This is a genomic window from Accumulibacter sp., assembly GCF_029255145.1.
Taxonomy (GTDB): domain Bacteria; phylum Pseudomonadota; class Gammaproteobacteria; order Burkholderiales; family Rhodocyclaceae; genus Accumulibacter.
Genome location: NZ_JAPUVQ010000144.1, coordinates 1 through 15979, shown reverse-complemented (window position 1 = coordinate 15979; position 15979 = coordinate 1). Strand labels below are relative to the sequence as shown.

11 protein-coding genes are annotated in these 15979 nt (G+C 64.2%); 10 read left to right on the top strand and 1 reads right to left on the bottom strand.

Translation table 11 applies throughout. From position 1 onward, the window contains the following. Positions 1–45 precede the first annotated feature (45 nt). The 4 genes from rpsU (at position 46) to rpoD (ending at position 4650) form a co-directional block, all read left to right on the top strand. Positions 46–258 (top strand): 30S ribosomal protein S21, encoded by a 213-nt coding sequence (gene rpsU / locus Q1L50_RS17900; protein ID WP_042334924.1) that lies wholly within the window; start codon positions 46–48, stop codon positions 256–258. A gap of 131 nt (positions 259–389) precedes the next feature. Then, positions 390–839 (top strand): GatB/YqeY domain-containing protein, encoded by a 450-nt coding sequence (locus Q1L50_RS17895; RefSeq protein ID WP_300341428.1) that lies wholly within the window; start codon positions 390–392, stop codon positions 837–839. Between the two features lie 45 nt (positions 840–884). Then, positions 885–2630, top strand: a complete 1746-nt coding sequence (gene dnaG, locus Q1L50_RS17890; protein WP_300341427.1) for a DNA primase — start codon at positions 885–887, stop codon at positions 2628–2630. Positions 2631–2682: 52 nt separating this feature from the next. Continuing rightward, positions 2683–4650: an RNA polymerase sigma factor RpoD gene (gene rpoD / locus Q1L50_RS17885; RefSeq protein WP_300341425.1), complete on the top strand. Its 1968-nt coding sequence runs from the start codon at positions 2683–2685 to the stop codon at positions 4648–4650. Between the two features lie 88 nt (positions 4651–4738). On the opposite strand, the gene Q1L50_RS17880 is transcribed toward rpoD, so the two are convergent. Next, entirely contained in the window at positions 4739–5608 is an 870-nt protein-coding gene (locus tag Q1L50_RS17880) for a PEP-CTERM sorting domain-containing protein (protein ID WP_300341423.1), read from the bottom strand. 458 nt (positions 5609–6066) lie between these two features. Here Q1L50_RS17880 and Q1L50_RS17875 point away from each other — a divergent pair, with 458 nt between their 5' ends. From Q1L50_RS17875 to Q1L50_RS17850, 6 genes are all read left to right on the top strand, one after another. Continuing rightward, positions 6067–6813, top strand: a complete 747-nt coding sequence (locus Q1L50_RS17875) for a hypothetical protein (protein ID WP_300341421.1) — start codon at positions 6067–6069, stop codon at positions 6811–6813. Positions 6814–7081: 268 nt separating this feature from the next. Continuing rightward, entirely contained in the window at positions 7082–9247 is a 2166-nt protein-coding gene (locus tag Q1L50_RS17870; protein WP_300341419.1) for an exonuclease domain-containing protein, read from the top strand. Between the two features lie 347 nt (positions 9248–9594). After that, entirely contained in the window at positions 9595–9855 is a 261-nt protein-coding gene (locus tag Q1L50_RS17865; RefSeq protein ID WP_300341418.1) for an acyl carrier protein, read from the top strand. After that, on the top strand, positions 9855–11426 hold the full coding sequence (locus tag Q1L50_RS17860) for an amino acid adenylation domain-containing protein (protein ID WP_300341416.1): 1572 nt from the start codon (positions 9855–9857) through the stop codon (positions 11424–11426). Before Q1L50_RS17865 ends, Q1L50_RS17860 begins: the two co-directional genes overlap by 1 nt. Continuing rightward, positions 11426–12574 carry an acyl-CoA dehydrogenase family protein gene (locus tag Q1L50_RS17855; protein WP_300341415.1) on the top strand — a complete coding sequence of 383 codons (1149 nt, stop codon included), beginning with the start codon at positions 11426–11428 and terminating at the stop codon, positions 12572–12574. Before Q1L50_RS17860 ends, Q1L50_RS17855 begins: the two co-directional genes overlap by 1 nt. A gap of 47 nt (positions 12575–12621) precedes the next feature. Further along, entirely contained in the window at positions 12622–15297 is a 2676-nt protein-coding gene (locus Q1L50_RS17850; RefSeq protein ID WP_300341413.1) for a hypothetical protein, read from the top strand. Positions 15298–15979: the final 682 nt, after the last annotated feature.

The following is a 15979-nucleotide window of genomic DNA, read 5'->3' as shown; positions in this document are numbered from 1 at the left end:
CACGGCTAAGCTGTATCACGCCAATTTTGAACTTGGAATGAGTCTATGCCCGCCATTCGCGTCAAGGAAAATGAGCCGTTCGAAGTCGCCATCCGACGCTTCAAGCGTACTGTCGAGAAGACCGGCCTGCTGACCGAGCTGAGAGCTCGTGAGTTCTACGAGAAGCCCACCGCCGAGCGCAAGCGCAAACTGGCGGCAGCGGTGAAGCGCCATCACAAGCGGATGCGTAGCCAGACCCTGCCTCCGAAGCTGTTCTAGAAGCGTCCCCCGAACGCGTAAACGGCCGCCTTTCTGACGATTGGCGGCTGTTGCCGTTTCTGGAATAGCGGTCGCCAATGACCGCCATCGGCCCCCATGCAGTATCGCCGTAGATCAGCAAGGAGCTCGCGATGAACCTCAAAACGCGTATCAACGACGACGTCCGGTCGGCTATGCGCGCGCGTGAGGCGAAAACGCTCAGCGCCCTTCGTCTGCTGCTGGCGGCGATCAAACAACGCGAGGTCGACGAGCGTATCGAGCTTGATGACGCGGCTGTCCTGGCGGTCATCGACAAGATGCTCAAGCAGCGCCGCGATTCGATTTCGCAATTTGCCGCGGCAGGACGCAACGACCTGGCCGACGCCGAACGTTTCGAAGCCGATCTGCTCTGCGGCTACCTGCCCGCGGGCCTTTCCGCGGAAGAAGTTGCCGCAGCCCTGGTCGACGCGATCACCGAAACGGGCGCCACCGGCCCTGGCGACATCGGCAGGGTGATGAGCGCACTCCGCCCGCGATTGGCGGGACGGGCAGACATGAGCGAGGTTGCGCGGCTCGTGAAAACCCGGCTCGCCGGCGCCTGAACGTCCGCAACACGCCCAGCGGCTGTCAGCCGGAAGGGGAACTGGATGATCCCTGACTCGTTCATTCAGGACCTGCTCCATCGAATTGATATCGTCGAACTGATCGACGGCTTTGTGCCGTTGAAGAAGACCGGCGCCAACTTCGCGGCGTGCTGCCCGTTCCACAGCGAGAAATCGCCCTCGTTTACGGTCAGCCCTAGCAAGCAGTTCTATCATTGCTTTGGCTGCGGCGCCCACGGCAGCGCGATCGGGTTCCTGATGGAGTACTCGGGCGCCGGCTTCGTCGACGCGATCAAGGAACTCGCCGCGCGCTGCGGCCTGCAGCTTCCCGATGATCAAGGCCAGGCAGCCCGGCACGGTCCGCAGCCCAGGGCGCTCGCCGAAACCATGGCTCAAGCGGCGAAGTTCTACTGCGAGCAACTGAAGCGCTCCGAGACGGCAATCACCTACCTCAAGGAACGGGGCGTCAGCGGTGAAGTTGCCCGCCGCTTTGGCATCGGCTATGCGCCGGACGGCTGGCAAAGCCTCGCGGCCGCGGTAACCGACTACAGCGCTCCCGAGTTGCAGTTGGCGGGCCTGGTCATCAAGAACGAGCAGGGGCGTCTCTACGACCGTTTTCGCGAGCGGGTGATGTTCCCGATCGCCAACCAGAAGGGCGAGGTGATCGCCTTCGGTGGCCGGGTGCTTGGCGGCGGCGAGCCAAAGTATCTGAACTCGCCCGAAACACCGTTGTTCGAAAAGGGCCGCGAGCTGTTTGGTCTGCCGCAGGCGCGCGCGGCGATCCGCGACCGTGACACGGTGATGGTGGTCGAGGGCTACATGGATGTCGTCGCCCTGGCCGAGCATGGCATAGGCAACGCGGTGGCGACGCTGGGCACCGCCACCACCGCCACGCAGGTACAAAAACTGCTGCGCCAGGCTGGGCGAGTGGTGTTCTGCTTTGACGGCGATGACGCCGGCCGCAAGGCCGCCTGGCGCGCCCTGGAGAACAGCCTCGAAGTTCTCCCGGAGCAGAAAAGTATCGGCTTTGTCCTGCTGCCTCAGGGCGAAGACCCCGACAGTGTGGTGCGCGCGCGCGGTGGCGACGCGTTCCAGCGGTTGATCGACGAGGCAACGCCGCTCTCCGATTTCCTGCTGCGCGAACTCGCCAGGCCTTGCGACCTTGGCAGCGCCGAAGGCCGCGCCCGACTGGTCGCCGACGCCAGGCCGCTGCTCGGCCGGATGCAATCGCCTTTGCTGCGGCTGCAACTGGTCAAACGCCTGGCCGAGGCCAGCGCTTTTTCGCAAACCGAGATCGAGCGCCTGTGTGGGCTGCGGCCGATCGCGCGGCCGGCGCCGGCGCGCGCGCCGCGACGGGCGCCGTCGTTGCTCCGCCCCCTGTTGCGCCTGCTGCTGCAGAAACCGGAGTTGGCGCCGCGCTTACCACTTGAGCTGCTGCCCGCCAACTCGATCGAGGCTCGCGCGATCTGCCTGCTGTGCAGGACGATCGCCGCCGCCGGCGCGGCCGGGCTGCGCTATCCGGCCTTGCTCGAAAGACTGCGCGGCAGCGAAGACGAAAGCATGCTGCACGAGGCGGCAGCTGAACTAATGCAACAGCCCTTTGCCGAAGACGAGGTCGATGCCGAATTCGCAGGCGCCGTCAGCCAATTGCTCGACGGCCAGCAAAAGCGCGCTTTCGCGCTGCTCCAGGACAAGGTCCAGAAATGCGGCGTCGGCGGCTTGTCCAGTCAAGAAAAGCAGCAATACCTGCAGGCGCTCAGTGCGCGCGCCCGATCCAGGCAGGCCAGCTAAGCTGTGATAGAATTTAGAGTTTTTCCAGTATAACGCTATCCGGGATATGGTCATGGCAAGGGAAAAGGCGGTAACTACGAAGGTGGCGAAAGCGAAAGCAGCGGCCGATCTGTTGGCACAGGTCGGGAGTCAGCCCGCACCGATCGACGATGAGACGCGCAAGACGCGTCTGAAGACGCTGATCAAGCTCGGCAAGGAAAGAGGTTTTCTGACCTACGCCGAAATCAATGACCATCTGCCGGACGATGTCGTTGACGCCGAACAGATCGAGAGCATCATCAGCACTTTCAACGACATGGGCATCCAGGTCTACGACGAGGCGCCCGATGCAGAAACACTCCTCATGTCGGACGCCGCGCCGGCCGCCGGCGCGGACGACGCGGATGTCGAAGAGCAGGCTGAACAGGCTCTATCAACCGTCGATTCCGAGTTCGGCAGGACCACCGACCCGGTGCGCATGTACATGCGTGAAATGGGTTCGGTGGAATTGCTCACCCGGGAAGGCGAGATCGAAATCGCCAAGCGCATCGAGGACGGCCTCAAGCACATGATTCAGGCGATCTCCGCGTGCCCGACAACGATCGCCGAGATCCTCAGCTGTGCGGACAAGATCGCCCGCGACGAAATGCGCATCGAGGAATTGATCGATGGGCTGATCACTCCGGAGGGTCAGGACGTCGCTGAAGAGCTCGTCGAAGACGATGACGCCAGCGTGGACGACGATGACGATAGTGACGATGATGACGACGAGGACAACGCCGCGGCCGCCGCTGGCGCTGCCGCGGCGGCGTCGCTGCTCAAGCTCAAGACCGAGAGCCTCGAACGCCTTGAAGTGATCCGCGCGTACAACACCCAGGCGCAGGCGCTGCTGCTCAGGAAGTCCTCTCAGGACAAGGCCTATCTGCGCCTCCAGGAGCAGATTTCGGACGCGATGATGGGCATTCGCTTCACCTCGAAGACCATCGAGCGCCTGTGCGACGCAGTGCGCGCCATGGTCGACGAAGCGCGGAGCTGCGAGCGCCGGATCCAGCGGATCTGCGTCGATACCGTACGCATGCCGCGCCAGCACTTCATCAAGGTCTTCCCCGGCAACGAGCTGAACATCGACTGGGTGGACGCCGAAATCGCGGCCGCCGGCAAGACTTACGCAGCGATCCTGGCACGCAATGCACCGAACATCACAGAGGAGCAGCGGAAGCTGCTCGCCTTGCAGGACCGTATCGGCATTCCGCTAAAGGAACTCAAGGACATCAACAAGCAGATGTCTACCGGGGAAGCCAAGGCGCGACGCGCCAAACGCGAGATGACCGAAGCCAACCTGCGGCTGGTGATCTCGATCGCCAAGAAATACACCAACCGTGGCCTGCAGTTCCTCGACCTGATTCAGGAAGGCAATATCGGCCTGATGAAGGCCGTCGACAAGTTCGAATACCGGCGCGGCTACAAATTCTCGACCTATGCCACGTGGTGGATTCGCCAGGCGATCACCCGCTCGATCGCCGACCAGGCACGCACCATCCGTATCCCGGTGCACATGATCGAGACGATCAACAAGATGAACCGCATTTCACGGCAGATTCTGCAGGAGACCGGCCTTGAAGCCGACCCGGCGACGCTGGCCAAGAAGATGGAGATGCCGGAAGAGAAGATCCGCAAGATCCTGAAGATCAGCAAGGAGCCGATTTCGATGGAGACACCGATCGGCGACGACGACGATTCGCACCTGGGGGACTTCATCGAGGATCAGGCGACGCTCGCACCAACCGAGGCAGCGCTCTACTCGAGCCTGCGTTTCATTACCAAGGACGTGCTGGACACGCTGACGCCGCGCGAAGCCAAGGTCCTGCGAATGCGCTTCGGCATCGAAATGAATACCGATCACACGCTTGAGGAGGTCGGCAAACAGTTCGACGTCACCCGCGAGCGGATTCGGCAGATCGAAGCCAAGGCGCTGCGCAAACTGCGCCACCCGTCACGTTCCGACAAGTTGCGCAGCTTCCTCGACAACGGCAACGGCTGACACGCAGCGGCATCTCGCCAAGACCCGAGATCGGTAGGCAAAGGGGCACAAGGGCGCCCGCTCCCTGTTTGCTGCCCACCACCCTGGATCAACTCGCTCCGCCCTTCTTCCTGCCACGCCGGACCAGTGCCAGCAGGCTCAGGCCAAGCAGTGCCAGCGTACCCGGCTCCGACACCAGCGAAGGCGGGTCCACCACGATGCTGTCATTGGCGCAATTCTCCGTCCAGTGGATGTTGAAAGCGTCGCGCCGATTCCAGCCGGCGGCCGTCAGATAAGCCAGGTCGACACCGATTTCGTAGAAGTAGTGATCATCGTTCGGGCTGCCACCATAGCCCTTGGCCGGGGTGGTGGTGTAGGCCAGTTGCGCCAGTCCCAGCAATGTACCGCCGGTAAGGTGGGTTGGATGCCTTGTATCTGGCGCGTAAGAACCGCTGCTCGGGTTGGTGTACGTTCCGTTGACGTCCCACAGACCGTAAGCCCAGTTCCCCGGAGACACGGTCTGGTAGACGCCACCTTCGACGCCGAAGCTCTCGTAGGTATACCCGCCGCCGTTCGCACTGACCACGTGCTTGATATTGATCCCGACTTCGAAGCTGCCGTCCTTTCCGAAGTCGATGGCGAAGTCGCCGACGCCGTAGCTGTTCGCAGCGGGCTGGTTCGGCGTCCGCGGATTGTGACCGGTGGCCAGGGCGATGTACAACCTGTTGCCTGCAATGGTCGCGTAGAGAGCCTCTGCATCGTAGGCTTGTCCGCCCCAGCCGGGACCCAGGCGGTAGTTGCCGCTGCCGATCTGGTCATCGATCGTCGAATGGATGATTGAGCCGACGCCGGCCGACGGCGCCCAAGTATGCGGATTCACTCCCCAGTCGGCTAGATTTCCGTCGACCGTGATGGCAGTGGCCGACATGCTGGCAAACACGCCCAGGAAGGCGATCGTGCGGGAGATGCTTCTGTTCATGGTGCGCTGCCACTCCAGTTTGTCGTCGGAAAGGTGAGCGCGGGACAGGCCCACTAACCAGGGCCTGTTCCACCGTGACTCGCCGTCGGCACGAAGCATTGCGCAGACCGGCCGCCGCGGGTTATGAACTAGTTCACGGTTCCCCGGAATTGCCGCGTCGTCGAGCGCAGACGACGCTCCCTGATCGCCACGCGCTCTCGAAAGGCTGCCCGCCTCGTGGCGTAAGCCCATGTTTTCAGGCAAGTACAAGGCCACGACAGGCGTCCTGTTCCGAACTTGACTCGGTATACCAATTCTGGGATAGTCGCCTGCTGCGGGTGACCGGCGGCTCTTGATTTCATCTCGTCGTCGGGTTGACCCGGTCTGGTGGCTGCGTGCAGCGGTCGCGAACCCGATGGTCATCACTTGCGCAGCGTGCTTGCCGCTTCCCGCTTTCCTATTCTGCGAACCAGTCCGCAATGTTGCTCGCCCTCGAAAACGCCATCGTCAAACTGCTGCAAGAAGAACTGCCATCGCTGTTCGCCGGGCCCGGTTCGGCTGAGGCGACGTTTTCAGCGGACACCTGGGACTTCGATCGGCTGTCGGCAGATCCCATCGCCAGCGAGTCCGGCCCCGAGGACGCGGTGGATGAGCTGGCCTTCGACCCGAGCGCGCCGGCCGGCCCGCACTCGCTGACGCGACCACCGTGCGCCAGCCCGAAACGGGTCTACCTGCGCTCGGGCAACGGCGACCTGCTGGCCCTGAGGAATGCGGAAGTCGCCTGGAACCCCGCCGACCCGGCTTCTTTCTCGGTTGTTCCGGGCGCCGGCAGGAGTCTCGCAGGTTGCCACCACTTGCACGTCATGTACGGCGTCGTGGCCACCGCGACGCGTTTGAAGATGCTGCACAAGCTGACGATGCAAGTCGCCGGAGCCGACGCCGGCAGCACCGAAGTCGCTTTCGCGCTGGCCTTGTCGGTGTTGGTGATGAATCGCGACGAGTTGGCCCGCGGCGCCGGTTTCTCGTGGACGGCCGGTGGCTACCAGGTCGACGGCTCGGTCAAGACGCTGAAGTTCACCTCGGGTTCGTCGCCGGCTACCGCCCTGCGCACGCTGTCGCTGGAAGTGGAACTCGACCTGCGCCTGGAGCGCCTGTTCGAAGAACGTACAACGACGTCCATCGGAAGCATCCTGTCGCCGCACCGCTCTGCCGCAAGCTCGCCATAATCGTTTGCCGGCAAACCGCCGCGGAGCACCGACATCGACCCGGCGCGACAACGCGCAGTTGGCGGCAGCTGCGCAGCCCCTGCTGCGCTTTCCTTCGGTCTGCCAAGGCGCTTCCAGTTCTTCCGATCTGCCCTTTTCCGGTATCAGTCGGCTAAGCTTCTGCCTCGCCTCCTGGCCGGGGGATTCCCGGGGAAACGCACACCGTACCGCGACGGGGGTGACGAGTACCAGCACAGCCGCCGCGCAGCCGCGAGAAAAGGTCCCGCAAATGAACGCACGCATCCGTTTCGCAATATCCGTTGTGATCCTTGGTCTGCTGATGACCGGGCCCTTTGTCATCACCGCGCTGCTGATCTGGGCCGGGGCCAAGGCCCCGGAGCGCGCGCTGCTCGTGCAGCTGATCGTCCCGCACCTGACACTCGGTGCGACGATGACCACTTTCGGCTTTATCGTCGGCCTGCTGGTCATCCGCTACCTGTTCCGCCAATACGTTCAGGGTTTGCTCAAGATGGGCGAGAGCCTGCGCCTGATGCTGACCGCCAACCGCAACTTCCGGGTCGTTCCCGAAGGCCCCCCGGAAGTCCGGCAACTGGCGGCGGCGACCAACGATCTGGCACAGCAGCGCGACGGCCTGATGGACGACGTCGACAAGCAGATCGCGACCGCCAAAGCCTCTCTGGAGGAAGAAAAGAACCGCCTGGCAGCGCTGATGTCCGAGCTGGCGCAAGCAGTGGTGGTCTGCAATCTCGATGGCCGCATCCTGCTCTACAACAGCCGCGCCCGACTGCAGTTTCGCGCCCTGGCCCAAGGCAGCACGGCCGTCGCCGGGGGGGCGCTGATCGGCCTCGGGCGGTCGATCTTCTCGATCCTCGAACGTAGTCAGATCGATCACGCGCTGGAAGTCGTTCGCCAGCGTCTGCACAAGGGTTCCGGCGCAGCAATCGCCAACTTCGTCACCAGCGCGCGCGGCGGCCAGCTTCTGCGGGTGCAGCTGGTGCCGGTACTGGCCATCGGCGACGAGTCGTCGACACGAGAAATGAGCGGCTACGTGCTCACCGTCGAGAACATCACCCGCAGCCTGGAACAGGAATCACGCCGCGATCAGGTGCTGCAGTCGCTGACCGACGGCAGCCGCGGCAGCCTGGCCAACATCCGGGTAGCCGTCGGCAACCTGCTGGACTACCCGGACATGGAAGCAACGGTACGCGAGCGCTTTGTCGGCATCATCGCTGACGAGGTCGAGCGCATGAGCCAGCGACTGGATCAGACGATGAGCGAGTTTGCCGATTCGTTGAAAACGCGCTGGCCGCTCGAAGACGTACTGGGCATCGATATCATCGCCGCCGCCCAGCGCCGCATCGAGGAAAAACTGGCGCTGCCGAGCAAGACGGAAGAAATTGACGAAGCGCTGTGGCTGCGCGCCGAAAGCTTCTCGCTGGTCTTTTCCATCTGCGGGCTGGCGTTCCGCCTGCTGGAACACTATCAGATCAAGGAATTGCGCTTCCGCCTGCAACCGTTCGGCAACCTCGCTTACCTGGATATCATCTGGGCCGGTCACTCGATGTCGTCGGAAACCTTCTACACCTGGGAAACCGAACCGATGCAAGTTGGCGCGGAAACGTCACCGCTGTCGCTGCGAGACGTCATTGACCGCCATGGCGGAGAGGTCTGGTACGAGCGCGACAAGGCCGCTCATCGGGACTTCTTCCGGCTGGTCCTGCCGATCGCCATCCCCGAGACGGTGACCGCCGCGGAGACTGCCGAAGAAAGCGACGTACGCCCGGAATATTACGACTTCGACCTTTTCGACTTCAGCGATCAGAGCATTGATCTCGACCGCCCGCTGGTGGATCTGAGCTACACCGTGTTCGACACCGAGACCACCGGCCTGGAACCCGCGGAGGGCGACGAAATCATCCAGATCGGGGCCGTCCGCATTGTCAACAACCGCATGCTGCGCCAGGAAAACTTCGATGAACTGGTGGACCCGGAGCGCCTGTTGCGCCCCGAAGGAGTGCGCATCCACGGCATCACCGACGACATGGTGCGCGGCCAGCCGAACATCGATGCCGTCTTGCCGGCCTTCCACGATTTCTGCGCCGATACCGTCCTGGTCGCTCACAACGCCGCCTTCGACATGCGCTTCCTGCAACTGAAGGAAGAGCGTACCGGCGTCGTCTTCAGCCAGCCGGTTCTCGACACCCTGCTGCTGTCGGCCGTGCTGCACGCCAATCAGGACTCGCACCAGCTGGAAAGGATTGCCGAACGTCTGGGGATCACCATCGAAGGGCGGCACAGCGCGCTCGGCGACGCCCTCGCCACCGCTGAAGTGTTCCTGAAGATGCTGCCGCTGCTGGCCCAGATGGGGATTGTCACCCTGCGGCAGGCGATCGAAGCGTCGCAGAAGACCTATTTCGCGCGGGTAAAGTACTGAGCGTCTCTCGCGTCCGCACCCGGGACAACTCGCCAGCCCTTAGCCGGCGCCAGCGATGCGATCGCCGTCAATTAGCCATTGGCTTCGTCCGGTTCAAGTCCAGAGCCGATTTCGAGCGTACCCGTCACGGCCTCGCTAACAGGCTCCGGGGGGACCCTCTTGAGAACGTTCTGGCCGTCATCGAAGGTGTCGCAGCGGACCGGGACAGCGGGCCCGAAATGACGCAGGCCGTGACTACAGCTGTGATGTTTGCCACGATCGTCGGCCGCCTTCCTCGATACACTGGCTGCAGGGTAGTGGAAGCAGTGCTACGATCTTCACCCCCCAACCCATTCAGGAGCCAACCCATGTCCGACGAGCTGATGCAGAAAATCAAGACCTTCATCATGGAGGAATTCCTTCCCGGCGAAGACCCCGACGAACTGACCGAGACAACGCCCCTGATCAGCGGCGGCATTCTCGATTCGATCGCCACCCTCAAGCTGGTGATGTTCGTCGAGGAGCAGTACAGCGTGAACTTCGCGCCCCACGAAGTCGACAAGGAAAACCTCGACAATCTGGCCAGCATCGTGCGGCTGGTCCGATCCAAGAATCCGTCGGTGGCGTAATGAACGCCAACACCTGCCTGCATGACGCGTTCATCGCCAGCGCGCGGCAAAGCCCGCAGGCGGTGGCGGTGGTCGAGCCCGGTCAGGGCACGATCAGCTATGGCCAGCTGGACGCCCTGTCCGATCGCCTGCGCGACCGGCTGGCCGCGCTCAGCGTCAGCCGTGGCGACCGCGTCGGCATCTACCTGCGCAAGTCGATCGCCTCGGTGGCAACGCTGCTGGGTGCGCTCAAAGCAGGCGCAGCCTACGTGCCGGTCGACCCCGGCGCACCGGTGGCGCGCGGCGCGTACATCCTCCACAACTGCGCGGTCAAGGCGGTGGTGGTTGAAGCAGAACTGGCCGACAAGCTTGCCGCCGCGCTCGCCGATCTGGATGCCGCTCCGGCGGTGATTGCGGTTGACGGGTCGCTGCCTGGCGGAGCCGGACTGGGCGCCGCGCTCGCTGCCGCGGAGCAGAGCACCAGCGCAGCCCGCGTTGGCAGCGTGCGCAGCGACGCCGACGACCTGGCCTACATCCTCTACACCTCGGGGTCGACCGGCAAACCCAAGGGCGTCATGCTCTCGCACGAAAATGCCGTCAGCTTTGTCGACTGGTGCTCGGAGAGTTTTTCTCCGACCGCAGCCGATCGCTTCTCTTCGCACGCGCCGTTTCACTTCGACCTGTCGATCCTCGATATTCATGTCTGCCTGAAGCACGGCGCGACGCTGGTGCTGATCGGCGAGGACATCGGCAAGGATGCGCCGCGGCTGGCGCAGCTGATTGCCGGCGAGCGCATCTCGATCTGGTACTCGGCGCCGTCGATCCTCGCCCTGCTGGCGCAGTTCGGCAGCCTCGCCAGCCACGACTACGGCGCCTTGCGGCAGGTGCTGTTCGCTGGCGAGGTGTTTCCGGTCAAGCATCTGCGTGCGCTCACCGAGCTGTGGCCAGCGCCGCGCTACTACAACCTCTACGGTCCGACCGAGACCAATGTCTGCACCTGGCACGAAGTACCCCTGCCGGTGCCGGCTGAACGCAACACGCCTTACCCGATCGGCCAGGTCTGCTCGCACCTGCGTGCGCGGGTGCTCGACGAAAACGGCGCACCGGTCGCCCACGGCAGCGAAGGCGAGCTGTGCATCGCCGGGCCCGCTGTGATGCGCGGGTACTGGGCGCTGCCCGAGCAGACCAGCAAGGGCTTTTTCACCGACCGCGAAGGTAACGCCTGGTATCGCACCGGCGACATCGTGACCGAGGCCGACGACGCTTGCTACACCTACCTTGGCCGCCGCGACCGGATGGTCAAGCGCCGAGGCTACCGGGTCGAGCTGGGTGAGATCGAGGCGGGCCTGTACCGCCACGCCAAGGTCAAGGAAGCGGCGGTACTGGCCTTCGCCGACGAACAGGACGGCTTGAGCATCACCGCCTTCCTGAGCAGCGACGAGGCCAAGCGGCCGTCGCTGATCGAAATCAAGCGCTTCTGCGCCGAGAACCTGCCGCTGTACATGATCCCCGACAAGTTCACCTGGCTCGACAGCCTGCCCAAGACCTCGACCGACAAGGTCGACTACCAGCGCCTGAAGGAGCTACCCTGATGGACTTCAACCTCACCAGCGAGCAGAAGTTGCTGCGCGACAGCATCGTCAAGTTTGCCCGCGGCGAACTGAACCACGAAGTCGTCGAGCGCGACCGGGCGCAGACCTTCCCGCGCGAGCTGTGGCGTCAGTGCGCCGCGGTCGGCCTGCTCGGCCTGCCGGCACCCGAGGAATTTGGTGGCGTCGGCGCCGACCCGCTGAGCTGCGCCATCGCCCTGGAGGCCCTTGGTTACGGCTGCCGCGATGGCGGTCTGGTGTTCTCGATCTGCGCGCATGTATTGGCCTGCGTGGTGCCGGTGTGGCAGCATGGCAGCGAGGAGCAGAAGGCGAGGTACCTCGGCGGACTCTGCGACGGCACGCTGATCGGCGCGCACGCGATCACCGAAGCCGATTCGGGGTCAGACAGCTTCGCCATGCGGCTGCGCGCCGAACGCAGCGGCGGCGGCTGGCGCCTCAACGGCAGCAAGACCTTCATTTCGAACGGACCGGTGGCCGACGTGGTCGTCGTGTTCGCCGTCACCGACGCCGACAAGGGCTTCCACGGCGGCGTGACGGCGTTCCTGGTCGACCGCGGGGTGGCGGGATTTTCGGCCGGCCAGAAGTTCGCCAAGATGGGTCTGCGCACGTCGCCGGTCGGCGAACTGGTTTTCGAGGACGCCCTGCTGCCCGACGAAGCGGTGCTCGGCACCGTCGGTGGCGGCGCCAGCGTCTTCGGCACGGCGATGGATTGGGAACGCTCGCTGCTCGTTGCCGCGCATGTCGGCACTATCGAGCGTCTGCTGGAAACGTCGATTGCCTACGCCAGAACACGCTCGCAATTTGGCCAGGCGATCGGCAAGTTCCAGGCCGTGGCGCACAAGATTGCCGACATGAAGGTTCACCTCGAGGCTGCCCGGCTGCTGGTCTACCGCACCGCGTCGCGACTGACGGTGTCGCGCAGCATCTCGCTCGACGCCGCAGTCACCAAGCTGTTCGTCAGCGAATCGCTGGTCAGGACGGCGCTCGATGCCGTCCAGCTGCACGGCGGCTACGGCTTCATGGAAGAGTATGAAGTCGAACGTGCGCTGCGCGACGCGATCGGCTCGACGCTGTACTCCGGGACCAGCGAAATGCAGCGCAACATCATCGGGCGCTGGTTGGGGCTATGAATGCGTCGACCCGTGCCGGCCAGGGAATCAACAGTAACGGAAGTGTCATGACCACTCCATCCACGCTCACCATTCCGGCGGCGCCTGGCGCGCCCGCTGTGCCGCCCGCGGCTGAAACCCGGGCTCGTGCCGGCAGCAATTGGCGACTGCTGCTGGTTTGCGTCGAACTGGCGCTGATGCTGCTCGTGATCTCGCGCTACCAGCTGGAAAGCCGCACCTTCTTCAATGTCATGGCGCTCGGTTGCGGCGGTTTCGTGATCCATGCCCTGCTCCCCATGCCGTATCGTCTGGGGTTCTTCGTCGGCCTGTCCCTGGCGGCGATCCTGGTCGCTTTCGGGTTGGCCGACGGCGCCTGGCTGATCGGGCTCGGCCTGGTGTTGATCGGCATCTGTCACCTGCCCTGGCGACTGGCGGTCCGCGTCGTCTTGCTGCTGCTGACCGCGTCGCTGTTTGCGCTGTTCCGGGCTGAAATCGTGCACGGGCCGTGGTCGGTGGCGATCTGGCCGATCCTCGGATCGATGTTCATGTTCCGCCTGGCCCTGTATCTGCACGCCCTCGAACACGACGAAAAGCGGCCGACGGTGGCCCGCACGCTGGCCTATTTCTTCATGTTGCCCAACGTCTGCTTCCCGCTCTTTCCGGTCGTCGACTACCTGAGTTTTCGCCGCAATTACTACGACCACGACGCCGTTTCGATCTACGAAACGGGCATCAAGTGGATCGTTCGCGGCCTGATCCAGCTGATCCTCTACCGCTACGTCTATGTCTTCCTGACCGGCGACGCGATGGAACTGCACAGCCTGGGCGACCTGCTGCAGTTCCTGGTGGCAACCTTCCTGCTCTACCTCAGGGTATCCGGCCAGTTCCACCTGATCTGCGGCATCCTCTACCTTTTCGGCTTCCGCCTGCCGGAAACCCACCATCTGTATTTTCTGGCCTCCAGCTTCACCGACTTCTGGCGGCGCATCAATATCTACTGGAAGGACTTCATGATGAAGCTGGTGTACTACCCCAGCTTCTTCCGGCTGAAACGCTTCGGCGCCAATCGGGCGCTGGTCGGAGCGACCATCGTGGTCTTTGCCGGCACCTGGTTGCTGCACTCGTACCAGTGGTTCTGGCTGCGCGGCGGCTTTCCGCTCGAACCGCAGGATGGCTTGTTCTGGGGCTTCCTCGGCGCGCTGGTGGTGGTCGGCGCCTTGCGCGAAATGAAGCGCTCGCGTCCGCGCAAGCTCGGCGCTGCGGCGACGCGCTGGAGTTTCTCGCTCGCCTGGCGCGTCGTCGCGACCTTCTCAGCGATCTGCGTGCTGTGGTCGCTGTGGAGCGCCGAGTCGCTGCTGACCTGGTTGCTGATGTGGAAAGCGGCAAGCCATACCTCCGCGCAGCAACTGCTGGTGATCGCCGGCTTGCTGGTGCTCGCCCTGGCGATTGCCGGCCGTCCCTGGCAGAACCTCGATGCCGGCAAGGCGGCCGCGGCCTCGCGCTTCGGCTGGATGAACCTGACCCCGCTGCTCGGGCTGCTACTCCTGCTCGGGCTGAGCGCGCGCGACTGGTACGCGCCGCTCGCGCCGCAACTGGCGTCGATCGTCGCCGCCGTGCAGCGCTCGACGCTGAACGCGCGCGATGCGGCCCTGCAACAGAAGGGCTATTACGAAAACCTTGACAACCAGAGTCGCATGAGCGCGCAGTTGTGGGATGTCACGGCGCAAAAACCGGCGCACTGGGTGCCGCTGGGCCAGGCCGGCGCTTACCGTGATCGCGATGACTTCCTGCGTGGTGAAATGCCGGCGAACGTGAGCGTGGCGTTCGCCGACAAGCCGCTGACGACCAACTCGTGGGGCATGCGCGACCGCGAGCGGACGCTGGCCAAGCCAGCCGGCGTCTACCGAATCGCGGTGCTCGGCCCGTCGCTGGTGATGGGTTCGGGCGTCGCCGACGCCGACACCTTCACCCGGATGCTCGAGCAACGCCTGAACGCCTCGGATGTGGCCGTCCCCGGCCGCACCGTCGAGGTCCTCAACTTCGGCGTCGCCGCGTATGCGCTGACCCAGCAACTCGCGGTCCTGGACGAGAAGGTCTTCCGCTTCCAGCCAGATGTCGTGGTGTTCACCGATACGCCACTGCTCGCCACGCCAACCATCAACCACCTGCTGGCGACCATTGCGGCTCATCAGAAGGCGCCTTTCTCCGGCCTGTATCGGGTGCTCGACGAGACCGGCGCCATCGCGCTGGGCAACGACGGCGTGCCGGTGCCCTTCGATTTCGGCCGATCGCTGGTCGAACTCGCCGGAGTGAAGACACGGATGCCCTGGGTCGAAGCCGATCAACGCCTGCGCCGTTCGGCTGATCGCGTCGTCCAGGCGACGCTCGACGAGATGGCGCAAAGCGTCCGCCGTCATGGCGCAGTGCCGGTATTCCTGGCGCTCGACAACGTTGTGCCGGCCCCCGAGCACGCCGTGCCGGCCTTGCGGGAAGCGGCCGCGGCGGGCATGCTGGTCTTTGACCTGCTCGACCTGTGGCAAGGCCGCGACTTGCCGCCACTGCGGATTGCGCCTTGGGATAACCACCCCAATGCCGAGGGTAGCCGCCTGATCGCCGAGCGGCTGACCGAGCTGGTGCTGCAGCATGCGCAGAATCTCGGGCTGGAGCCGCTAGCCGGTGGCGCGGCGCAACTCGCGCCTGACGGCGCTGGTCCGGTGCGCGAAGCGGGTAAAGGAAAGACCTGAGGTAGGCGTGTCAGGTCGGGACCTTCTGCGTTTGGGCACGTTCGCGTCGCAGGCAGGCACGACCTCCGCAGGGTCGGGATGTTCCGGGCGCTGGCCAGACGCATTCTCTAGTCCGTTGGCAGGAACCTGCACCTGCGTCGGCGATGTTGCGGGAAGCTGGCGTCAGCTCGAAGCGAACGTGCTGCCTCGGCGCCGAACAGCCAATGCGGCCAGTCCGGTGACGACCGGCGCCAGCAACGACGGATCAGGTACCGGTGACACTGGCAACGGGGCCCCGCTTGGTGCTCAACGGCGTCGGCGTATCGCGCGTCAACGCGACGAGCACGTCGAAGAAACCGTCGATACCTCAGCGTCGTCAAGGTGCTCGCGGAGGGGATGGCGGCCACGATCTTATGACTGCCCGGAGCAAGCGATGGCGACACCAGCGAGCTGGGGAAACAGCAGGCGCCCTTGAACAAGGCGTCCGGAGAACCAAGAACTGGCCGCGTTCGCAAGTCGCGCTGGAGATCCTTCTGTGCCACCGCGACACGCCGGACGCCTTGCCGGAACGGAAGGCCGTAACTCCTCAATAAACCTGGGCGCTCGTGAATGCGCTTGGCTTGGCGTCGAGAGGACTCGGTCACCCGCAGAGCACGCGTCTGAAGTGACGGTCGAGAGGATAGACCCAGACGGTTTTGATGGG

Coding starts and splice junctions, on each gene's coding strand:
- rpsU (WP_042334924.1), top strand. CDS start 46: ATGCCCGCCATTCGCGTCAAGGAAAATGAGCCGTTCGAAGTCGCCATC.
- Q1L50_RS17880 (WP_300341423.1), bottom strand. CDS start 5,608: ATGAACAGAAGCATCTCCCGCACGATCGCCTTCCTGGGCGTGTTTGCC.
- Q1L50_RS17860 (WP_300341416.1), top strand. CDS start 9,855: ATGAACGCCAACACCTGCCTGCATGACGCGTTCATCGCCAGCGCGCGG.
- Q1L50_RS17855 (WP_300341415.1), top strand. CDS start 11,426: ATGGACTTCAACCTCACCAGCGAGCAGAAGTTGCTGCGCGACAGCATC.
- rpoD (WP_300341425.1), top strand. CDS start 2,683: ATGGCAAGGGAAAAGGCGGTAACTACGAAGGTGGCGAAAGCGAAAGCA.
- dnaG (WP_300341427.1), top strand. CDS start 885: ATGATCCCTGACTCGTTCATTCAGGACCTGCTCCATCGAATTGATATC.
- Q1L50_RS17865 (WP_300341418.1), top strand. CDS start 9,595: ATGTCCGACGAGCTGATGCAGAAAATCAAGACCTTCATCATGGAGGAA.
- Q1L50_RS17875 (WP_300341421.1), top strand. CDS start 6,067: ATGTTGCTCGCCCTCGAAAACGCCATCGTCAAACTGCTGCAAGAAGAA.
- Q1L50_RS17850 (WP_300341413.1), top strand. CDS start 12,622: ATGACCACTCCATCCACGCTCACCATTCCGGCGGCGCCTGGCGCGCCC.
- Q1L50_RS17870 (WP_300341419.1), top strand. CDS start 7,082: ATGAACGCACGCATCCGTTTCGCAATATCCGTTGTGATCCTTGGTCTG.
- Q1L50_RS17895 (WP_300341428.1), top strand. CDS start 390: ATGAACCTCAAAACGCGTATCAACGACGACGTCCGGTCGGCTATGCGC.